The 22,757-nt window shown below is 38.8% G+C and carries 23 protein-coding genes; 7 read left to right on the forward strand and 16 right to left on the reverse strand.

Going from position 1 to position 22,757, the window contains the following annotated elements; translation table 11 throughout:
* Positions 1–2 precede the first annotated feature (2 nt).
* On the forward strand, positions 3–470 hold the full coding sequence (gene coaD, locus K348_RS0109420) for a pantetheine-phosphate adenylyltransferase (RefSeq protein ID WP_029904721.1): 468 nt from the start codon (positions 3–5) through the stop codon (positions 468–470).
* Between the two features lie 70 nt (positions 471–540).
* Positions 541–2,139 (forward strand): S41 family peptidase, encoded by a 1,599-nt coding sequence (locus K348_RS0109425; RefSeq protein ID WP_029904722.1) that lies wholly within the window; start codon positions 541–543, stop codon positions 2,137–2,139.
* 50 nt (positions 2,140–2,189) lie between these two features.
* Here K348_RS0109425 and K348_RS0109430 read toward each other — a convergent pair whose 3' ends face one another.
* The 7 genes from K348_RS0109430 to lon all read right to left on the reverse strand — a co-directional run bounded on the left by K348_RS0109430 (position 2,190) and on the right by lon (position 8,883).
* Positions 2,190–3,212 (reverse strand): galactofuranosyltransferase, encoded by a 1,023-nt coding sequence (locus K348_RS0109430; protein WP_029904723.1) that lies wholly within the window; start codon positions 3,210–3,212, stop codon positions 2,190–2,192.
* A gap of 95 nt (positions 3,213–3,307) precedes the next feature.
* Positions 3,308–3,544, reverse strand: a complete 237-nt coding sequence (locus K348_RS0109435) for a DUF4834 family protein (protein WP_029904724.1) — start codon at positions 3,542–3,544, stop codon at positions 3,308–3,310.
* 124 nt (positions 3,545–3,668) lie between these two features.
* Positions 3,669–4,244: a manganese efflux pump MntP family protein gene (locus K348_RS0109440; RefSeq protein WP_051697779.1), complete on the reverse strand. Its 576-nt coding sequence runs from the start codon at positions 4,242–4,244 to the stop codon at positions 3,669–3,671.
* A complete protein-coding gene (locus tag K348_RS0109445) occupies positions 4,241–4,759 on the reverse strand; it encodes a nitroreductase family protein (RefSeq protein ID WP_029904726.1) in 519 nt (172 codons plus the stop codon). The genes K348_RS0109440 and K348_RS0109445 overlap by 4 nt, the downstream gene beginning before the upstream one ends.
* A gap of 63 nt (positions 4,760–4,822) precedes the next feature.
* The gene (locus tag K348_RS0109450; RefSeq protein ID WP_029904727.1) at positions 4,823–5,773 is read right to left on the reverse strand and encodes a glycosyltransferase family 2 protein; all 951 of its coding nucleotides are present in this window, start codon (positions 5,771–5,773) and stop codon (positions 4,823–4,825) included.
* 14 nt (positions 5,774–5,787) lie between these two features.
* Positions 5,788–6,327: a DUF4199 domain-containing protein gene (locus K348_RS0109455; RefSeq protein WP_029904728.1), complete on the reverse strand. Its 540-nt coding sequence runs from the start codon at positions 6,325–6,327 to the stop codon at positions 5,788–5,790.
* 72 nt (positions 6,328–6,399) lie between these two features.
* Complete coding sequence (gene lon / locus K348_RS0109460) at positions 6,400–8,883, reverse strand: endopeptidase La (protein WP_029904729.1); 2,484 nt, start codon at positions 8,881–8,883, stop codon at positions 6,400–6,402.
* A gap of 165 nt (positions 8,884–9,048) precedes the next feature.
* On the opposite strand from lon, the gene K348_RS0109465 reads away from it, so the two are divergent.
* Positions 9,049–9,762 (forward strand): tRNA1(Val) (adenine(37)-N6)-methyltransferase, encoded by a 714-nt coding sequence (locus tag K348_RS0109465; protein ID WP_029904730.1) that lies wholly within the window; start codon positions 9,049–9,051, stop codon positions 9,760–9,762.
* 120 nt (positions 9,763–9,882) lie between these two features.
* Complete coding sequence (locus tag K348_RS0109470) at positions 9,883–12,165, forward strand: M60 family metallopeptidase (RefSeq protein WP_081852548.1); 2,283 nt, start codon at positions 9,883–9,885, stop codon at positions 12,163–12,165.
* A gap of 89 nt (positions 12,166–12,254) precedes the next feature.
* Here the strand turns inward: K348_RS0109470 and K348_RS0109475 are convergent, their stop codons facing one another.
* Genes K348_RS0109475 through panC form a run of 3 tightly spaced genes read right to left on the reverse strand, consistent with a single transcriptional unit; the run spans position 12,255 to position 14,856 of the window.
* A complete protein-coding gene (locus K348_RS0109475; RefSeq protein ID WP_029904732.1) occupies positions 12,255–13,604 on the reverse strand; it encodes an MATE family efflux transporter in 1,350 nt (449 codons plus the stop codon).
* 56 nt (positions 13,605–13,660) lie between these two features.
* On the reverse strand, positions 13,661–14,014 hold the full coding sequence (panD, locus tag K348_RS0109480) for an aspartate 1-decarboxylase (RefSeq protein ID WP_029904733.1): 354 nt from the start codon (positions 14,012–14,014) through the stop codon (positions 13,661–13,663).
* A 17-nt stretch (positions 14,015–14,031) separates the two neighbouring features.
* Positions 14,032–14,856 (reverse strand): pantoate--beta-alanine ligase, encoded by an 825-nt coding sequence (panC, locus tag K348_RS0109485; protein WP_369793890.1) that lies wholly within the window; start codon positions 14,854–14,856, stop codon positions 14,032–14,034.
* Positions 14,857–15,097: 241 nt separating this feature from the next.
* On the opposite strand from panC, the gene K348_RS0109490 reads away from it, so the two are divergent.
* From K348_RS0109490 to K348_RS0109500, 3 genes are all read left to right on the forward strand, one after another.
* Positions 15,098–15,904, forward strand: a complete 807-nt coding sequence (locus tag K348_RS0109490) for a glycogen/starch synthase (protein WP_029904735.1) — start codon at positions 15,098–15,100, stop codon at positions 15,902–15,904.
* Between the two features lie 98 nt (positions 15,905–16,002).
* Positions 16,003–17,394: a DUF4270 domain-containing protein gene (locus K348_RS0109495; RefSeq protein WP_029904736.1), complete on the forward strand. Its 1,392-nt coding sequence runs from the start codon at positions 16,003–16,005 to the stop codon at positions 17,392–17,394.
* Between the two features lie 134 nt (positions 17,395–17,528).
* A complete protein-coding gene (locus K348_RS0109500; protein WP_029904737.1) occupies positions 17,529–18,374 on the forward strand; it encodes a hypothetical protein in 846 nt (281 codons plus the stop codon).
* 231 nt (positions 18,375–18,605) lie between these two features.
* Here K348_RS0109500 and K348_RS0109505 read toward each other — a convergent pair whose 3' ends face one another.
* The 6 genes from K348_RS0109505 to efp form a co-directional block, all read right to left on the reverse strand.
* Positions 18,606–19,307: an LrgB family protein gene (locus K348_RS0109505; RefSeq protein WP_029904738.1), complete on the reverse strand. Its 702-nt coding sequence runs from the start codon at positions 19,305–19,307 to the stop codon at positions 18,606–18,608.
* Positions 19,304–19,651 (reverse strand): CidA/LrgA family protein, encoded by a 348-nt coding sequence (locus tag K348_RS0109510; protein WP_036930398.1) that lies wholly within the window; start codon positions 19,649–19,651, stop codon positions 19,304–19,306. Before K348_RS0109510 ends, K348_RS0109505 begins: the two co-directional genes overlap by 4 nt.
* Before the next feature lie 103 nt (positions 19,652–19,754).
* Positions 19,755–20,576 (reverse strand): UDP-2,3-diacylglucosamine diphosphatase, encoded by an 822-nt coding sequence (locus K348_RS0109515; RefSeq protein WP_029904740.1) that lies wholly within the window; start codon positions 20,574–20,576, stop codon positions 19,755–19,757.
* A gap of 15 nt (positions 20,577–20,591) precedes the next feature.
* Positions 20,592–20,906, reverse strand: a complete 315-nt coding sequence (locus K348_RS0109520) for a metal-sulfur cluster assembly factor (protein ID WP_029904741.1) — start codon at positions 20,904–20,906, stop codon at positions 20,592–20,594.
* A 465-nt stretch (positions 20,907–21,371) separates the two neighbouring features.
* Entirely contained in the window at positions 21,372–22,070 is a 699-nt protein-coding gene (gene radC / locus K348_RS0109525; RefSeq protein WP_029904742.1) for a DNA repair protein RadC, read from the reverse strand.
* A 60-nt stretch (positions 22,071–22,130) separates the two neighbouring features.
* On the reverse strand, positions 22,131–22,697 hold the full coding sequence (gene efp / locus K348_RS0109530) for an elongation factor P (protein ID WP_029904743.1): 567 nt from the start codon (positions 22,695–22,697) through the stop codon (positions 22,131–22,133).
* Positions 22,698–22,757: the final 60 nt, after the last annotated feature.

A 22,757-nucleotide genomic window follows, 5' to 3' on the forward strand; every position in this document is an offset into this window, starting at 1 on the left:
TAATGAAGAAAAAAGCAATCTTTCCGGGTACATTCGACCCTTTTACGATAGGACATTACTCTTTGGTAAAACGATCTCTCGAACTGATCGACGAGATCGTTATTGCTATCGGTAAGAACGATACCAAAAAAAGTTACTTCCCCCTCGAACATCGCACGGAGATGATACGTTCATTATATAAAGATGAACCGCGCATTTCGGTGGATACTTATGATAGTCTGACCGTAGATTATGCAAAAGCTATTGGTGCTAACTTTATTGTTAGAGGTATACGTACGGTAAATGATTTCGAATACGAAAAGACAATTGCCGACATGAACCGGAAAATTTCGGGTATAGAAACAATTATTCTGTTTACAGAACCTGAGTATACACACATCAGTTCAACGATTGTCCGCGAATTATTGCGGTTTGGACGTGATGTAAGTGATTTCTTACCGGAAGGCATGGATCTGCAGATAAGAAATTAACACAAATCACATACACAGAACGAAATATCCGCCTGATGCGGAATATATATAAATCAAGAAAAAATCACATATGAAAAGAGTCTTTCTATCAGCTCTATGCTTTTTCGCCATTATCCTCACAACCTCTGCTCAGTTCAAAATGAGTGAAGGATCGAAGAAAGTGGCAACTACGATGGCAATCATCGAAAACCTTTATGTAGATGACGTAAACGACCAAAAACTTTCGGAAGATGCAATTAAATCTCTTCTGGAAAAACTCGACCCGCATTCTGTTTATATCAGTACAGATGAGGTAAGGGAGATGAACGAACCGCTGGAAGGAAATTTCGATGGTATAGGCATTTCGTTTAATATGATGACCGATACGCTGTATGTTATTGAAGCATTGCCAGGCGGGCCTTCAGAAAAAGCAGGAATTTTGGCCGGAGATAAGATTCTCTATGTGAACGATACGCTTATCGCAGGTTTAAAAAGATCGAATAAGGACGTTATGTCGCGTTTGAAAGGGCCGAAAGGAACAAAAGTAGAAGTTAAAGTGCTTCGCAGAGGAGTACCTGATCTGCTTAAATTTACCATAACCCGTGCTAAAATACCTGTATATAGTATCGACGCAGCTTATATGGTCGATAACTTAACTGCCTATATCCGTATTATACGCTTCGGTGCAACTACTACAAAAGAGTTTCAGGATGCTTTGGCACGGCTTAAAAAGGAAGGTATGAAAAATCTTATACTCGACCTTGAAGGAAATGGCGGAGGCTATATGGGCCCAGCAATCGATCTGGCTGATGAATTCCTGAGCAAAGGTAAACTAGTCGTATATACCGAAGGTCTACGACAAAAAAGAAGAGATGAAGTTGCTACTGAAAAGGGATCTTTCGAAGAAGGAAAACTTGTAATAATGATAAATGAAGGATCTGCCTCGGCAAGTGAAATTCTTTCGGGAGCAATACAGGATTGGGACAGAGGTGTGATAGTGGGCCGTAGAAGTTTTGGAAAAGGTTTGGTACAAAGACAAATTCCTTTGCCTGATGAATCTATGATACGACTTACCGTAGCTCGTTATTATACACCTACCGGACGATCAATACAAAAACCCTATACCAGCGGAGACCTTTCTTCTTACAATATGGATGTGATAGAAAGATATAATAAGGGTGAGATGATGCATGCTGATAGTATCCACTTTCCGGATTCATTGAAGTATACCACTCTGGTGAATCATAGGACTGTATACGGCGGGGGCGGTATTATGCCGGATTATTTTGTTCCGTTGGATACTACTGATTATACAACCTATTTCAGAGATATAGCAACAAGAGGGCTTATTTACAAGGTAGCTTATGCAGAAGTGGATAATCATCGTAAGGAAATTCTGGAAAAATATCCGAATAAAGAAGTATTCCTTAAGAATTACAGTATTCCTCAAAGCCTGCTGGATAAAGTAATTGCTGCCGGAGAACAAGAAAAAATAACATATAAAGAAGAGGAATTCAACAAATCGGCAGACCTGATTAAAATGCAGTTGAAAATGCTTTTGGCACGGGATGTGTACGATATGGAAACTTCTATAAGAGTTTATAATGACTATAGCAATATTTTCAAGAAAGCATATGAAATAATACGTGACGACAATGTGTACAATAGTCTATTAAAAGGAAAGAATTAGTTTTTATATATATTACAAGAAAGGCCGGCAAATACCGGCCTTCTCTATTTTTAATCTATATGTAAGTTATCTATCGCCCGTTGCAGATAATAACCCGATTGGAGTTTTTTACTTACTTCCGCTGTATTCTGTTTCATCGCGTTATATTCCTCTGGCTTTATAGAAGCTATAATATCATTGATTTCCTTTAGAGAATTAATCGCTATGCCTATTTTATGTTCTTCTATAAAAGACGCCAAAGCTGCCTTCTTCCATATAATAATCGGCAGATGACTTTTAATATAGAACGATACTTTATGAGGAGTATTGTATTTCAGATACTCGCCGAAACTTCCCGTGCATTCATCCATTGAATCCCCGTCCCATACAAGTCCGAAATCGTCTTTATTGGTCATTATAAAGGTATCGCTAGCAATATATCCCTTGCAATGGAAGTTATCTGTATCGGGTATATCGAAGGTATCGCCATATATATTAAAATTGAAATTTCTAGCATAAGGAATGAAGTCATACAGGAATGCATTCTTCCTGCGATTGAGTGCTCCTGCATAAGATATGCTATAAGTATACCCCGAAGTAATAGGCTGCATAGAATGTTCTTTATCTGAAAGGAAATGCCATATATCTAATGAACTGATCTTAGCTTTTATATCTTTCGATTTCAGCCAATCTGCCATCTTTTCATTCGTAGCGATTATATAATCGGAATGATTGAGGCGTGCGATTTCTTTTTCTTCTGTAATTTTTTTCCTACGGAAAGAACCGAGATCGTGAATAAGAGAAATTACTTTTGTATGCTTAAAATGAGCGATACGGCATAAGAACGTGTAATACTTTTTTGTTGGATATTGGATAAACAGCACACCATCGTATGGCATGAATATTATACCTTTTAATGTGCTAAATAAGTTTCGGGTAAAATCCAGTATCTTGTTCTGATGAAAGGTACGCTTAAGGCCTATATTCTTATAGCCGAATTTGTCTAAAAGAATTTCCGTATCGGTACGGGCATCGTTTCCTGCAGAAACGCCTTTATAATTACGGGAAATATAAACCAGCTTTTTGTTCTTCATTACCAATAATACTCACGATAAGTTCACTCAAACCTACTACTATTTAAAGAATAAAGATATTACATTATTTGTTTATGAATGAAGGAAAGCTGTATTTAATCTTTTATCTCCTCATATTTTACATACTCCCCTTCTTCTTTAGAGAATACTTTGCGATGAGATTTCTGATTATTATATGCTGTTTTGCCGGCAGATGAAGCATGGTTCGAAGTATATCCCTGCGAAGAAGAAGGTTTACCGAAAATAAACGACGATACACCTCTTACTATCGAAAGCAAAAACATTATTCCGAATATTACAATGGCAAATATTAGAAAAAGCAAGAATGTCATTTGTGTAAATTTTTAATTACTAACCTTACAAATATACCCCCTCTCATAGTAAATACAACTATCAAAAGATAAGTTAGTTCTGATCTTTCATTTTATTTAACAAGAGTTTGTTATCGTAAACAAATCAGATGACTGCCAAATGACTTTCTACCATTACCGTATGCTGCAGCAATATACTTAAACCTATCAGAATAAGAATGATACCTCCTGCTATATTCAATCGCAGATTGTATCGTTGCCCGGCCTTACAACCGAATATGATACCGAAAGAAGACATAATGAATGTCACAATTCCGATAATCAGTGCAGGAACCAGAATCTCAACATTTATCAGAGACAAAGATAAACCGACGGCTGTTGCATCGATACTGGTAGCTATCGCAAGACCAAGCATTACTTTAAAACTAAGTGGATTGAATGGCCTGCTGTCATCATTTTTCATTGCTCCCATTATTACTCTGGCTCCCAGGAAAAATAATATTGCGAATGCAAACCAATGATCGTACTGATCAATATAATGGGCAAACGTAGAACCAATATACCAGCCGAAAACCGTCAAACTCATCTGTATAAAGGCAAGCATACCTGCTATTTTCAGAATATTGACGGCCTTATGGTTCCCTATTACCGCCCCACTGGTGAGGGCAATAACAAGGCTGTCCATGGATAAACCTACAGCTAAACTTACAATCTGAATCATATCCATTTGGTAATTTCAGAGAGAGAACTACGTTTCTTATCCGGAACGAAACTCTTTTCCTCATCTATATAACCGAGAGGAAATATGGCAATCGGCTCTATATTTGTAGATAAGTCAAGAACTTCCGAAAGTATAGCAGGATTGAAATTACATACCCAGCATGTACCTAATCCTATTTCTGCTGCCGACAGGCAAATATGTTCCGCAGCAATTGCTGCATCCACATCACCGAAATCTTTATTGTCAGACGTTGTTCTTTTCCACGATACGGTTGAATCTTTACAGACAACAATATGCGTCGGTGCAGTCTTAAACCATTCACGATTATAGGATTCTTGTATTTTTTTCATCACATCCTGACTTCTTACGACATAAAATCTCCACGGCTGAAGGTTGCATGCCGAAGGAGCCATGCGGGCACATTCGAGAATATAATTAATCTTTTCTTCTTCAACCGGACGGGGAAGATAAGCCCTGACCGAATAACGACTTTCGATAAGTTCCTTTAGTTTCATTAGTGATCTTAGTGTATAGTATATCGTAAAAAAATGCCGGTATTAGTATATCGGCATTTAGGTTTATAGTTCTTCTATTATCTTATAATCGTTTCTGACAGTCGAATTTCGGGATACAATTTCTCCTAAAAATCCAGCAAGGAATAACTGTGTCCCCAGCAACATCATAGTCAGCGCTATATAAAAGTATGGGGAATTAGTAACCAGCGGATGCGGAATCCCCTGACTCATTGCATATAGCTTATTAGCTCCGACGATAATGACAGCAATAAAGCCTAAAAGAAACATCACAGTTCCCCACAGTCCGAAAAAGTGCATCGGTTTACGTCCGAATACCGACAAGAACCATAGAGTAAGCAAATCCAGATATCCGTTTACAAAACGGCTAAGGCCCACAAATTTACTCTTCCCGTATTTACGTGGCTGATGATGAACTACCTTCTCCCCTATCTTACTGAATCCTGCGATCTTAGCCAAATAGGGAATATAGCGGTGCATATCATTGTATATTTCTATGCTCTTTACAACGTCCTTACGATAAGATTTTAGTCCGCAATTGAAATCATGCAGCTTAACTCCTGATACCTTGCGAGCAGTAGCATTAAACAATTTTGTAGGAATGGTCTTGGATACAGGATCATAACGTTTCTTTTTCCAGCCTGAAACCAGATCATAACCGTCCTCCTTTATCATTTTATAAAGGGCCGGTATTTCATCGGGGCTATCCTGCATATCGGCATCCATAGTGATAACAACATCTCCCTGTGCCTTTTGGAATGCACAATGAAGCGCCGGCGATTTACCATAATTGCGCCTGAAACGGATAGCTGTAATTTCAGGTGAAGATTCTTTCAGATTGCTGATTACATCCCAAGAACGATCGGTACTACCATCATCGACGAAAATAACTTCATACGAAAATTTATTCTCGTCCATCACCCGCTTTATCCAAGCAAAAAGTTCGGGAAGAGATTCTTCTTCGTTGAGTAATGGTATTACTACTGATATATCCATAAAGCTATCTAGCGCTATTTATCTATTCTATTTGTATTATTAACGAGCAAACTCATAACCAATCCCAGAATTAATCCTAAAATAATATTTCCTATAAAGGCGGATAATATATATATCGGTTTGCCTGAGAATATCTGAATCATAATTTCTTTTTGTTCCGGCAAAAGATTCGGCATCTTATTTACCATCTCTATCAAAGGCGAGGTCATGGTCATAAAATATCCCGGATCGATAAACTTAAAATGGGCGTACATAATCACTCCTTCAAAAAAAGAGGCAAAAAAACAGATAAGCACCACAAAAATGATGCATGACCATATGCCTTTCGGCTTCTCCGGATCGGACATTTTAAACTTGAATGTAAAGATATAAATCAGAAGAAAAGTACCTACATTCAAAAGATAAAATACATATATAAACACATGGTCTGAAAATCCCGCACCTATCTTGAACAGATACTTGAATATCCAGAAAAGTCCCAGAATAACCCCATAATTCATGGCGTATCGCAGAAGCGAAGTTCCCTTTTCTTTAAAATCAGTGGTATCTATCATTGCGTTACAAATGTAAGAAAATTGTTTAAAACAAATAAGTGCAAATCACCCGATTTACACTTATTTAATTTATTAATTACCTTTTACTTTTCCTTCCTTTACCGTGAGATCGAGCGGATCTTTTACTTTTTCCTTAAGGAGAGCTATATCAAGAACATCCTTTATATCTTCAACATAATGGAATGTTAATCCTTTCAGATAAAGAGGCTTTATTTCATCTATATCTTTCTTATTTTCCTTGCAAAGAATTATTTCTTTTATCCCGGCACGTTTAGCAGCCAGTATTTTCTCACGGATGCCACCCACAGGAAGTACTTTACCTCTCAGTGTGATTTCTCCGGTCATAGCAAGATTGGCTTTCACTTTGCGCTGAGTTAATGCCGAGGCCAGCGATGTCACCATGGTAATACCTGCCGACGGCCCATCCTTTGGTATTGCTCCTTCAGGTACGTGTACATGAACATGCCAGTTTTCGAACACCTTTTCGTCAATTCCGAAATGCTGGCTATGAGAATGCAGATATTCGAGCGCAAGTACTGCAGACTCTTTCATTACATCGCCAAGATTTCCGGTCAGGGTCAGCTTATTGCCCTTCCCTCTACTTAGAGAAGTTTCAATAAAAAGTATTTCACCTCCTACCGATGTCCATGCAAGGCCTGTCACAACTCCGGCATAACCGTTGCCCTGATATTGGTCTCGGTTATATTCAATGGCACCGAGGTATTCGTGAAGATCGGCTGTCTCGATTGTTTTTTTGTAATCATCTTCCGATGCAACTTTACGTGCAACTTTACGCATGATCTTGGCAAGTTTTTTATCCAGTTCACGCACACCTGATTCACGTGTATAGTTTTCGACAATCTTTTCTATTGTCTTTTTCGGAATATCTATTACATCTTTTGCCAAACCGTGATTCTCCAATTGTTTCGGAATAAGGTGACGACGTGCTATTTCAACTTTTTCTTCGATGATATAACCGCTGACATCTATAAGTTCCATACGGTCTAGCAAAGGTTGAGATATTGTAGTCAGGTTATTGGCCGTAGCTATAAACATCACCTTTGACAAATCATAATCGATGTTTAAGTAATTATCATGGAAAGCCGAATTCTGTTCAGGGTCGAGAACTTCGAGCAAAGCAGAAGCCGGATCACCTTTAAAATCATTACCTATCTTATCTACTTCATCAAGTACAAAAACAGGATTTGACGAACCCGCCTTTAGTATATTCTGAATAATACGTCCCGGCATGGCTCCTATATAGGTACGGCGATGCCCACGGATTTCTGACTCATCATGAAGTCCGCCGAATGACACACGTACATATTTGCGGTTCAATGCCTTAGCAATAGACTTGCCCAAAGAAGTTTTACCTACTCCCGGAGGGCCATAAAGGCATATAATAGGGGATTTCAGGTCACCTTTCAGTTTGAGAACCGCCAGATGCTCAATAATACGCTCCTTTACTTTTTCCAATCCGAAATGATCCTGATCGAGCACTTTTTGTGCGTTTTTCAGATTGAAATTATCCTTTGTATACTCTCCCCAAGGCAGGTCGAGCAATGTTTCGATGTAAGTATATTGTGTCGAGTAATCGGGTGATTGCGGATGCAAACGCTCCAGTTTACTCATTTCCTTTTCAAAGGCCTCCGCTACTTCCTTACTCCATTTCTTTTTGAGTGCCTTCTGACGGAATTCATCCAAGTCGGCTTGCTGCGGATTGCCACCCAACTCGTCCTGAATAGTTTTTATTTGCTGCTGCAGGAAATATTCCTTTTGCTGCTGATTCAGTTCTTCACGGGTCTTCATCTGGATATTGAGCTTCATCTCCATCATCTGTGTTTCCCTGTTAAGGATTACCAGCAATCGGTAAGCACGTTCTTTATCGTCATCCATTTCCAGCAGGCTTTGTTTTTCTGCACCGGAAACAGGAAGATTAGCACAACAGTAATTTACAAGAAGTGGAGAAACCACATCCGATTTCAATCGCTGTATAAAATCTTTCGGAGGCTCGCCATACATGCGAAGCATCTGTATTGTAAGATCTCGTATCGAATCGAGTAAGGCCTTATATTCGGTATCATTTTTCAGAACCGGAACACTTTCACGCACTTCGTATTTTCCTTTAAGGAAAGGCTCGCTTTGTGTCAGTTCTGTCAGTCTGAAACGTTTTTTCCCCTGAAAAATAACAGTAACATTTTCATCGTCCGGTAGCTCTATCACACGTATAATCTCACCGATAACACCCATCTGATACAAATCGACAGTTTCGGGGTCGTCATTTTCTGCGTCCTTTTGGCAGATAAGACCGACATATTTTCCTCTTTGCCGACTGACGCTTTTTATAAGTTTCAAGGATTTTTTACGTGCTACCGAAATCGGCATGCTCGTCCCGGGGAAGATCACCGTATTGCGAAGCGGTAGAATCGGCAATTCGTCCTTAAGGTCTTTTTCGTTTATGTAGCAATCCCCGTCATCGAAATCGTTGGTTATAATGGATATAACCGGTTCACTGTTTTCTTCAAGACGAAGAAGGTCTCTTTTTTTATTAAACATATTTATCCTTTTGTTTTATTTGGATTACCCCCTACTCTATAGGGAGGCTGTAAAAATACAGAATATTAATTAACTTTGCTTTTAATATATAACAAAATTTATGCCAATATAGATTTTATGTTTTAACATTCTTTCTATCTATAATAAATCTATAGCAATCCGGTCATGTCAAACCCCTTTTTCCAATTTAAACAATTCACTATTCATCAGGACAAATGCGCTATGAAAGTCGGAACAGACGGCGTATTACTGGGTGCGTGGATAAATGTTTCGGATGCAGAGACGGCGCTCGATATTGGTACAGGTACGGGATTGATAGCATTGATGACAGCACAGCGAAATGAAAATTTAAAGATAGATGCTATAGATATAGAATCCGATACTGTGGAACAAGCTAAAGAAAATATCAGGGGTACTACTTTTGCACCACGAATTAATTGCTTAAATATATCCTTACAGGAACTCAGCCAAAAGTATAACAGAAAATATGATCTGATAGTTTCTAACCCACCTTACTTTATACATTCACTGAAATCACCGGATCCGGGAAGAACACAGGCACGCCATACTGATAGCCTGACTGTCGACGAATTAATAATAATATCATCCCGATTACTGAGTGCGAAAGGCCGTCTTTCTGTTATTTACCCTTTCGGCTATAAAGAAACATTACTGAAACTAGCTAAAGAAAACGGATTGTATATAACACGAATTACAAACGTGTATCCTACCCCTACATCTTTACCTAAACGTATACTGATAGAATTATCCAAGTCAGAAGTGCCATATAAAGAAGACAATCTCATTATAGAAAAAGAAAGGCATATTTACACAACGGAATTTACGGAACTGGTAAAAGATTTCTATCTAAAGATGTAATTAAAATTTAACATAAAATAAGATTATTGAGTACAAGTGTATTTACTAAATCGTTCACATAGTATAGGATATATGTAATTCTATCCGCTTGTTTATACTTACTCTTTAAATCAAAGTTTTATGAAAAAAATGCACTATTTCCATTGCAGATTATTCTGCCTGTTCCTATTTTGTTTTTCTTCAATCAGTTTGATTTCCTGCAAGGATGATTCTCCGGACCAACAGATTCTGGATGAAGAATATTATATCACTTTCCAGCAAAGCCGCTATGATATCGACAGGGTTTCAACCGGCTATACTATTAAATTCAGAACAAACATAGAAGGGTTATCAGTAAAAATACCTAGTGCCGATACAAAATGGTGCGATGCCAAATTAACGTCGGATTCGGTACTGGTGATAAAGCTTAGTACAAATAACGATCCCTCTCCCCGCGAAACTTCATTGACAGTATCCGGAAAAGAAATCTCTAAAAGCATAACCATTTCGCAAAAGGGAAAGGAAAATGCAAACATCAAAGATGACATACAGATACCTGTTGCCAGCGCATCAGCAAGTTCTTTCCAACCGGGTGAAGATATAGACAAAAGCTTCGACAATGACTTTGCGACCAATTATCATTCGCAATGGGATAACTCTGCACCCGATTATTTCCCTATAAATCTCGACTATAACTTCGAAAATGCGCCGGCGATAGATTACTTTATCTACAATCCGCGCATGGACGGACACAACAATGGCAACTTCAAAGAGATTGAAGTATGGGCAGCAACAGAAGCTACGCCCGCTTTGACCGAATATATGAAACTCGATCTGAAAGGTTCCAGTTCCGCTACCCGCATCACATTTAGCCCGGCACTGGAAAAACCAAAACAGATACGAATTATTGTGAAGTCAGGTGTTGGCGACGGGAACGGAAAAGGATTTGCCAGTTGCTCCGAAATGCAGTTTTTCCGCAACAACCCTGACAATTTCGATTATATGACTATATTCTCTGACGCAGCCGCTACTACAATCAAGCAAGGCCTGACCCGCAGCGATATCGAGAGTGTATCCGATCCTTTCTTCAGAGATCTTGCTCTCGAAATATTCGATAAGACTTATGATAGTGAATTCAGGATACAGGAGTTTAAATCATGGCAGAATCCCACTATTATGTCCGTAAAAAACATGACAAGTCCATATAGCCTGCGTGACAACCCTACGGGCATCTATGTAAAAGAAAACGAAGAACTGATCGTATTTGCAGATGATATGCACGGACAAAACATTTCGGTTCTGGTTCAGGATTTGAATGAAGGCTTTGGAGGCAACTCGTATCCACTGGTAAAAGGGCAAAATAAACTGAAAATTAGAAAAGAGGGCTTGGCATATGTGATGTACCACACCGATATGGGAACAGAGCCTCAGATTAAACTACATTTTGCTACAGGTACGGTAAACGGCTACTTTGACAGCCAGAAGCACAAAGAAGCAGGTGACTGGAAGAGAATTCTTGATAAAGCAACCTACCGCGATTTTGATGTATTGGGAGAATATGCTCATCTGACATTCAATACGGAGAAGTTCAAAACATATACACCAGACGGGAATGCATTGATAGAAATCTATGATGATATTGCCCGACTGGAACAAGAGATTATGGGACTATTCAAATATAATAAAGCATTCAAAAACAGGATGTATTATCATGTTATTTACGATCCTGACGGATATATGTATGCTACTGACCACCGCACCGCTTATCAGGTAAATACATTGGATGAATTGTGTAATGCTACGTTGCTCGCAACTAAGGCTATCTGGGGGCCTGCGCACGAAGTAGGGCATGTGAACCAGACGCGGCCGGGATTGAAATGGGTAGGAACATCCGAAGTGACTAACAATATCTTTTCGTTATATGTGCAGACAACTTACGGCAATACATCGCGACTGACGGAAGAAAACAGGTATACAAACGCTATCAGAAAAATAGTAGAAGCTAAAATTCCTCATAATTCATTAACAGATAAAAACGGCGACCATTATTTCGAAAAACTCGTACCGTTCTGGCAACTGAAATTATATATCCAGGATGCTCTGAATAAAAAGGATTTCTATAAAGATGTTTTTGAGAAAGTAAGAAATGCACCGGCTAATCTCCCAAATGACGGGGGGTATCAGCTACAGTTTGTGAAATTTGCATGCGAAGCCGCAAATCTCGACCTTACCGAGTTTTTCGAACAATGGGGCTTCCTTTACCCGATAGATCAAATAGTAGAAGATTATTCACCTGCGCAGTTTACAATTACTCAGGAACAGATAGATGCAGCAAAAGCTGAAATAAAAAGTAAAAAATATCCAAAACCTAAACATAATGATATATATAAAATAAATGACAACAATTGGGAATCATATAAATAATTGTTTTTAGGAATCTACTGAAACCGAAAATCCCCGACTACATAATTTAATATGTCAGTCGGGGATTTTTATATTTTATTCCGGATGAGTTATATCCGTTTATTCTGCCATTTAGCTTTAGTAAGGTAAACGATACAAAATATAAGCAATGGTCCCCAATAGAAGTATTCTACCGTCCAGCACCATGCCACCGACATTTGCTTATAAATAACTATCCAAAACATGGCCAGTACGTAGATTACCATTGTTATCATCTCGAGAAAAAGGGCGGCTTTAGTATTTCCGGTACCCGAAATGGAACTAAAGATGACTGTCCCAAGAGATGAAATCGGCAATGAAAATAACAAGACAACCAAAGGTGTTACCGTTTCTCCGATAATCGAAATCTGATCGCGTGGAGCGATCAGCGATATCCAAAATTCGGGTGCAACGAGTGTTATAGCCATCAGTACCAGAATAAACCCTAAATTGAGTAAACATATTTTCTTTATCAGAGGGATTACTCCCCTGATGTTACCTGCGCCTATAGTGTTTCCGACTAGCGTATTTGCTGTCGTACCCAATGCATTCATAGGAATAAAATAGACGAGGTAAAAACTACGGACAAGATTCGTTATCTTTAGTGCATCTTCGGAATGCTGCTCAATAGCCACAAAGAAAATAAACCATGTAGACATGGAAATAAGGTACTGCACCATAGTGAAAGATGATATATTCAATATACTTTTGATAATCGTCGTATTGAATTTCATCTTCACAAAGCCGTATTTCTTAAAATCTATCTTGGCAAAAGTGTATATACAGAAAAACAGCACAGAAACCAATTCAGACAAAACAGACGCAATAGCAGCGCCTTCTATACCCATCTCCGGAAAACCGAATTTACCGAAAACAAGCAGGTAGTCGCCGATAACATTGGCAAAAGCCATTGCAAAAGCGTTGAATGTCAAAACCTTTGTTCGTGCTATACCTACATAAAATGCACGGAACATAACATTTATCGCAGCAAAGAAAAAGCCGTATACACGCCACGAAAGGTATTTTTCTGTAGCATCGTACATATCCGGCGATTTCATAAATGCCGATAGAACATTCTCAGATAAAAAGCCGGAAAGGAAAAATAATATGAGTGCAAATATCTGCAGAAAAAGTATCCCCTGTATTACAATACTACCTATGCGGTCGTAATTCTTTTCCCCGTTGCGGCGGCTTATAAGTATCTGCCCCCCTATACTGAATCCGAAACAGATAGTGAAAATAGCCACATAATATATACCCGCAAGACCGGACGCACTCTGGTATATACCCGCAATACCCGGACGCAACGGATCGGATACAAGCCCGAGAAAAAAAGTATCGGTCAGTTGTACAACATTTTGAGCAAGCAAACCCAGCATAATGGGCAGGCTCACCTTCCATATATCTTTATATGAATACATACTTAAGGCTGTTAGCTATTAGCAGATAGCTATTAGCTTTTTCTGATTAAGAGTTCCTATTTTATAATTTTATTAGTCTTTGTATCGGGGAATGCGACCCATGGCTTGAATTTCTTAGCTTCTTCAAAATCCATTTGCGCATAGGACATAATAATAACAACATCACCGGGTTGCACCCTACGGGCAGCAGCACCATTGAGGCAGATAGCACCCGAACCGCGCTCACCCTTAATGATATAAGTTTCGATGCGCTCGCCATTGTTATTATTGACAATCTGAACCTTTTCACCTTCGATCAGGTGTACAGCATCCATCAGGTCTTCATCTATCGTGATACTTCCTATGTAGTTCAAGTTGGCTTCAGTTACAGTAACACGATGTAACTTCGATTTTACAACCTCTATAATCATCTTTGCTTTCCTTAAAATTAGCTGTTCGCTTTGTATACTATATTATCTATCAAACGCACTTCGCCGCAAAATACGGCAATACATCCCACAATATATTCGCTATCCTTCCAATCTGCAATCGACTGTAAGGTATTTCCATCCACTATTTCGTAATATTCGACTCGCAAATCCTTAACTGCATCGAGCTTTTCAGTAACTTTTCTTATTACCGTATCTACAGATTCGGACTTCATCCATTCTTTGCTCTCGAAGAGGACTTTCGAGATATTTACGGCCTCTTCTTTTTGCTCACTGTTCAGCCGCTCATTTCGGCTGCTTAGTGCCAGTCCGCTCGGCTCCCTTACAATCGGCATCGGCACAATCTCTACTTTCAGATTAAGCTGCCTCACCATTTCACGGATAATAGCAAGCTGCTGGAAATCCTTTTGCCCGAAATAAGCTCTATCAGGCTTGACAATATCGAATAAGCGGCTTACCACCTGCGCCACACCATTGAAATGCCCGGGACGATGCTCACCCTCCATTACCTTGTCCAGCTGTCCGAAATCAAACTGGCGGGTATCCGGCTCGGGATAAATCTCTTCTACGGTAGGGGCAAAAACAATATTAACTCCGGCTTCTTCCAGATATTGACAATCCCTCTCGAGCGTACGGGGATACTTATCCAGATCCTCTTTATTATTGAACTGCGTAGGGTTGACAAAAATGCTGACAATGCAGATATCATTATCTGCAATACATTGTTTTACAAGGGAAAGATGCCCTTGGTGCAAGGCTCCCATTGTAGGTACAAAACCAACCGATTTTGCATTCTGATGCAGAGATGAAACCATATCCCGCATCTCACGGGTTGTTCTTATCAAATCCATTTACATACAATAATAAAAAACGGATACAAAGCAAGTAAATATTTATGGAATGGCGAAACAATCCAACATTTTTGTTGGATAATTAACGCAGAAAGTGTGAGTAAAACACACAAAAACACAAAACGTACAATTTTGTCCGCTCAAGTTTGCAAAAAAGAAGATTTTTTTTTATTATCTTTGTATCCGCAATCGAATTCAGAAGAGAATAAATTAAATGGGTACAAAAAAAGTTTTATACATCACACAAGAGATAACTCCTTATCTGCCTGATTCACCACTTTCGACAAATTGTAGATACTTACCACAAGCTATACAGGAAAAAGGACAGGAAATAAGGACTTTCATGCCTAAATTCGGGAGTATCAATGAAAGACGTAACCAGTTGCACGAAGTAATACGGCTTTCGGGAATGAACCTGATTATCGACGATACAGATCACCCGCTGATCATTAAGGTTGCATCGATACAGGCTGCACGCATGCAGATCTATTTTATCGACAACGACGATTATTTTAAGCGTAAATACACTATAGCCGACGAGAAAGGCGTGGAATACAACGACAATGACGAGCGCAGCATCTTCTACGTGAGAGGGGTGCTAGAAACAATAAAAAAACTGCGATGGATACCCGATGTTATCGATTGCCACGGATGGATGACCGCACTTACCGGGCTTTATATAAAGACGGCGTATGCAGACGATCCTTGTTTTAAGAATTCGAAAGTAGTTTATTCATTATACAATGATGACTTTAAACAGCCTTTCAGCGATAATTTTATCAGCAAACTCAAATTTGACGGAATAAAAGATAAAGAAGTGGAGGCGCTAAAAGGTGTGGTAGATTATGAAACACTTTCCAACTTTGCGGTAGAGTATGCGGACGGCGTTATTCAAAGTGAAGAGTCTGTGAATAATAACGTTCTCGACTACGTGAAAAAATCAGGAAAAAAATTCCTTTCTTATCCCGGTAGTTTAGACGTCTCGGTAGAACCTATCAATAATTTTTACGAGAATCTTTAAAGTATCTAAAATAAAAATAGAAAAATGTTGTTTTATTTTCTGAGAACGGCATTTTTTTTTAATATTTGCCCCCATATTTAATTTAACATTAGTTTTGAATGAAAATTAAAACATTTCTGATCCTTACATTCGCCCTCTTTGCGACAATCTTTATAGCCTGCGATGACGATGCAAGCTCTCTTGGCTCAAGCATACAACCCGGCGGTGATGACATATATGCAGGTGGTGACACAATAAATCTGACAGCGGAAACATTTTCCTTTAAAGATTCGGTTTATGCACATACGGTTTACGGTCTCTTAGGAGAATATACAGATCCTATATTCGGAAGAGTAAAATCGGATTATCTGTGCCAATTATCTTCAGCCGAAAATTTGGAATTTAAAAACCCTGAGAATAAAGAAGTTACAATTGATTCGGTACTATTGAATATCCAATCTGTTTCTTTTACAGGCGACTCTGTATCACCGATGGGTGTCAGTGTCTATGAAGTAACCGAGCCACTCAAAGCATTTTTCTTTACAAGCGTAAACCCGGAAAGATACTGTAATATGCAGGAAGTGCTCGGACAAAGCGTATTTACTATACAGGATGCACTGGATACCGTAATAAGCAAAATACCGATCAGGGTTATAACTACAAAACTTACGAATAAATTAGGAGAAAGATTCTACAAAGAGTGGGTTGATTCCAATGGCAACACATTTAAGAACCAGAGCGCTTTTAACGAGTTTTTTAAAGGGATGTATATCACCACTAATTTCGGATCGGGTAGCCTTATCGATGTAGATTACACCGGATTTGATATACACTATTCATACCGGATAAGAAATGTAGCTAATACAGCCGACTCCGCTGTTGCTGCTATATTCCGTCTGCCTGTAAATGAAAAAGTGATTCAGATGAACCATGTGAAGAATGAGTTCCCTGAAAATTTATATCTGGATAAAAAGCACACATACATGAATACACCGGCAGGTGTATATACCCAAATCAATATTCCATTGAATGAGATAGTTGATGCAGCTACAAAAGGTGCGGGTAAAGATCCTACTATCAATGCAGCTAATTTGAGTATAAAAGGTTTCACTGAAGAAGAGGAGAAATCCGGAATGGCAAGGCCTGATTATGTATTACTCATCAATAAGGACTCTTTGCAAAACTATTTCTTTAATGAGAGAGACAATATGGTTAATGGCAGGACCACTTATGCAATTCAACGTAATCCGCAAACAAATACTTATAATTTTAACAATCTTGCCAGTATGATAAATTATTATGCTAAGTATTATAAAGATAAAGGAGAAACAAATCTACCTGATTTGAAATACTTAGTAATTCCAATAGGCGTTTCTAAAGCGAATACTGTTATTAATGGCTATAATGTAGAGTATGTTAATAGGGTATATAATCTGATGACGCCGACATCGGCGATTTTAAGAACCGGGGAAAAAGACATCAAAATGTCGATCATATACAGTAAGTATTGAAAATATACAATTGAAATAAATAAAGGCAGCTAAGAATTACTTAGCTGCCTTTATTTATTTGTCACATCACTTATTTGCTTTACTTAACCTAAATATTTTATCTTTGCATATAAACCTAATAAGCTCACAAACGAATGAAAACACTTATTTCTTTTTCCTTTTTCGATATTTTCAAATATTGGGATACACTTACACAATATATAAATCCGCTCACAATAATACTTTGGGCAGTAATAGGCGGCATTGTCGGTTTTATTATTGTATTGATAACCCAAATAATCCTCCGAAAAAAAATACTTGTGAGACGGCGCCACTGGACTTTGAAATGGCTATCCTATATTTACATGGTATTCTTCCCGCTTTTTGCAGGGTTTTGCTTTACGCAATGGTTTGCATTGCATGGATGCCAAAGGGAAATAGTGAAAAATATTCCCGTTTATCTTGGTGAAGCCAATTCGGCATTCAATAAATATCTCAAAGCCGAAGTAGAAAAGGTAATTGACAAAAGGCATATGCAGCTTACAGGGCATGATGTCATCGATAAAACAGCCTCGTATGCCACTAAAGTTGCCGGTTCGCTGATAGCAAGTGTTGAGCCTGCCGATAGCAGCATGACGGCAAAAGCCTCTGCTTTTCTGATGGGTAAACTTGTTGAAACTGACTTTGTGAAAGATCAGGCAGTAAAATATGTAGAAGATGCTCTTGGTGAAAAGGTACTGAATGATAAAGAGCTTTCGAACGATTTATTGAATGTAAAAATAGATAATATACTGAGCGACGGAGTATTAAACACAATAATAGAAAAGAAAGTAAGTAATATATTCGGTGGGCTGAAAATGAATGTATTATTAATGTTCCTACTCGGAATACTGATACCGATAGCCGAGATAATCCTTGCCCATTATCTTGAGAAGAGAAGATTAGCCGCTACACCGCCGCCAATGCCGGTATCACCGCCACCAATCAATCCGGGTAATTAATTTTCACATTTTTTATTCCTTTTCTCTTAGGGTTTCTCTTATTTATCCGATCTGTTATATAGAGACAGGAGATAAAATAGGAGGCGAAAAGTTATGCATTACTTTGGCTATTATATTCAAATATGCAAGATGAGGATCTTCATAAATAGGATGGCGTATATTTCATTTATTTAAGCGCAAACAAGGTTAGTCAGAGCCCTGTGTAGATTAGGCACTACATGGGGCTTATTTTTAGGAAATAGAAGAGAAAAGTTCATGAAAGATAGGAATCAGCAGTGCCGTCATTACACCCATCAAACCGATTGCCAATCCGCTGAGGGCTCCTTCAATTACACCCATTTCCATGGCCTTAGCGGTGCCTACACCGTGCGCAGACGCTCCCATTGCCAATCCTTTCGCCACACTGCTCTTTATTCCCAGCAATCGTAATATCGGAGGGCCGACAATACTTCCGAAAATACCGCAGAACAATACTATAACAGCTGTAAGGGATACGTTCCCGCCCGACTGTTCGGCAATGCTCATTGCGATGGGAGTAGTTACTGACTTAGGTTCAAGGCTGTGGATAAGTATTTCATCGGCACCGGTCAGCCTAGCCAGTATGACTACACTCAGAATTCCTACCACACTACCCATGAAAATGGAGGTAAGAATAGAAACTACATTTCCTTTCAGATATGCCAGTTGTTCATACAAGATATATCCTAAAGCTACGACCGAGGGCCCTAGCATAAAGCTTACAAACCGGCTGCCCTCTTCGAAAGTCTGGTAACTCACACCAGATACTTTAAGAAATATGATAATTATGACCAATGAGATGATAAGGGGATGCAACAATCCTAATTTAGTCTTTTTGAATACCCATTGCCCGAAAAGATAACTCCCGAAGATGAGCATGAGTATGAATTCCGTAGATTCGAATAAAGCTTTCATTTCCGGTTCTTCTCCATTTGTTGTTGGATAACAGCTACTACAGCAATCACAAGAATAGTACTTATCGAGCAAACGATAAGAATAGACATCCAGAACTTACTGATAATCCCATATGAGCCCAGTAGTCCCGCCCCGGCAGGGATAAAGAATATAGCCATATTGCGGGTAAAGGCATTGGCAACATCTTTTACATAGTCGGGCTTAAGTGCTTTGAAATAAAGACTGAGAAACAAAAGAATCATTCCGATAATACTTCCGGGAACAAAACCGTTTATCAGATAACTAACGCCTTGTCCGAGAAAATAAAACAGAAGAATGATAAATATACCTTTTATCATTTTCATAACGATAACCTCCTAACTTAACTCGGATGCAAAGGTAGATATAAGTTACGACTTATAAATATAAATGAAAAGTATTTTGAGGAACATTTCCGATTATGAAGAACTAACCGAGAGATTCAGTCTCTTCGAATATTTCCAGCGAAAAGTTTTCTCCGTCGAATACTCCGTAAGAAAAGAATTTTATCCAGTCGCCCAGTATCACTACCCTGCTTTGAGCCGAAAGCATCAGATCGAGCATGATATGACGATGTCCGAATATAAAATAATTGATATTAGGTGCAACCTGAAGATGCTTTTTGGCAAAAAGTACTAAATGCTCTTTGTCTTCCCCGAAATAATCGGGCATCTCGTCATTCTCGCGGTTATGATTCGACCACCATTGGGCAAAGCCGACAGTCCAGCGGGGATGAATAGCCGCATAAAGCTTACGGCAAAATTTATTATGAAAAAGTGCTCTTAATAGTTTAAAAGAAGTGGAATCATCGCCTAATCCGTCGCCATGCGCCAAAAAGAATTTCTTGCCTGCTATGTCCTTTACCAATGGCTGAATATGTATGATCATACCGCATTCTTTCTGCAAGTAGTCAGTGACCCATATATCATGGTTTCCGATAAAGAAATGTACTTCGATACCCATATCGGTAACCTCAGCTATCTTACCCAGAAAGCGCACAAAACCGCGGGGAACAACATTACGGTACTCGAACCAATAGTCGAAAATATCGCCAAGTAAATAGATAGCTCCCGCATCCTGTTTAACAATATCGAGCCAACGGCACAGTTTGCGTTCTATCTCATGTTGCGGGAAATAATGTTCGTCTACCTTTACCGAAGGCAAAGTCATCTGCTGATATTTCTCCACATTTTTTTTGTGAAAAGCAGAACCTAAATGTGCATCTGATAAGAAATAGACTTTTTTACCCACTTGTTGTTATCTTTTTTATAAAAATCCCAGTTCCAGTTTTGCCTCTTCACTCAGCATATCCCTGTTCCACTCGGGTTCGAAGGTGAGATTGACGATCACATTATTCACACCCTGTATTGATTCCACCTTATAGCGTACATCCTCGAGTATGAAATCGGCAGCCGGACAGTTAGGCGCTGTTAATGTCATGGTGATTGTTACATTATTACTATCGTCGACATCCACTTCATAAATAAGTCCGAGGTCATATACATTGACTGGTATTTCGGGATCGTAAACAGTTTTCAGCATGTTTACGATTTTTGTTTCCATATTTAATAAATCACTCATAATTCAAAAATTTATATCTGTTATAAACAGCTATGGGCAAATGTTAGTTTATAACTATTCTACATTGCAGCTGCAAAATTAGTAATTTTCAGCGAATAATTCAGCGTAGCAATAACAGACTGGCGTAAATTTGAAAACTTTATCTTTATAATAGGTTATAAGCCTGATGCTCTTTGAAATGATATAGCAGTTACAAGTTACTTCACCCTGCGGGCAGTTACGAGTTGCTGAATTATTTATTGTTCATTTTTGATTATTAATTGAATGCTGTTACTTTTGTTACTTTTTGAATTTTATTATACAAGAAAGCTAACGGCTAAAAGCTATCAGCTAATAGCTGAAATATTCGTTACTTTTGTTACCTTTTAACTAAATATAGTTAATTATTGTAAAGAGACTGACAGTTGTATTCTTTATGCTTTGCAACATTAGCATATCGGCACATTTACTAATTTGCACATTGATTTACATCTTCCCGTTATCCATATAACTATAATAAGAATGGTCGCAGACAATGATATGGTCTAAGAGCAATATATCCATTATCATTCCTGCATCTTTGAGCCTACGGGTAATATTATCATCATCGCCGCTCGGATTAGAATTGCCCGACGGATGATTATGACAAAGAATCATAGCCGAAGCAAGGGAATCGATAGCCTCTTTCATTATCATACGGATATCCACAACCGTTCCGGTAACACCGCCTTTGCTTACTTGTATCTTTTTCAGCACTTTATTGGCTCTGTTTAGAAGTAGCACCCATACTTCTTCATGTTTCAGATCGGCCAGTATAGGGTGGAATATCTGATACACACTTTCACTCGATGTAATTTGGGGTTGTACCATTACTTCCGACAGCTTCCTTCGCTTACCAAGCTCCATGGCGGCCGCTATAGTAATGGCTTTAGCCTCTCCTATTCCATTGAAATTGCGGACAAGGTCTTTTATCTCCTGCTTACCCAGAATGTTGAGGTTATTGGATACACTATGTAGAATGCGTTGGGCAAGTTCTACTGCCGTCTCGTTCTTATTTCCCGAACCGATAAGTATTCCCAGCAACTCGGCATCGGACAATGCACCGACACCTTTCAGAAGCATCTTTTCGCGCGGACGGTCTTCTTCAGCCCAATCTTTTATGTTGAGTTTGATCTTGTTTTCCATAATACTAAAAAGAGGCACACCCAAAGACATGCCTCTTTCTTTATATATTAAGATTTATCTTTAAGCTTTAACACGCTCTACATACGAGCCGTCCTTTGTACTAATCTTGATTTTATCACCTTCGTTGATAAAAAGCGGCACGCGAACTTCTGCTCCGGTTTCTACAGTTGCAGGCTTCAATGTGTTGGTAGCAGTATCACCTTTCATTCCCGGCTCGGTATAAGTTACTTCGAGAACAACATTCTGAGGCATTTCCGCTGTCAATATTGCTTCCGTTTCGGCATGTACCTGCACTTCTACCATATCTCCCTCTTTGAGGAAAGCGACCCCGTCTATCATATCTCCGGAAATGGAAATCTGTTCGAACGTTTCGGTATTCATAAAGTTATAGCCCATATCATCCTGATACAGGAATTGGTAAGGACGTCTTTCGATACGTACTTCGTCGAGTTTCACCCCGGCATTGAATGTTCTTTCAAGTACGCGTCCTGTAGTTACACTCCTCATTTTTGTGCGGACAAAAGCGGCGCCTTTACCCGGCTTTACATGAAGGAATTCGATAATAACATAGTATTGCCCGTCGATGTCGATGCACATACCGTTTCTTATATCTGCTGTTGTTGCCATTAAATTATTGTATGTTTGGTTTATAAATTTTCGAGTTGCAAAGATAATAAATTACAGTTA

It is taken from the genome of Prevotella sp. 10(H) (genome assembly GCF_000711235.1).
Classification (GTDB): Bacteria; Bacteroidota; Bacteroidia; order Bacteroidales; family Dysgonomonadaceae; genus Dysgonomonas.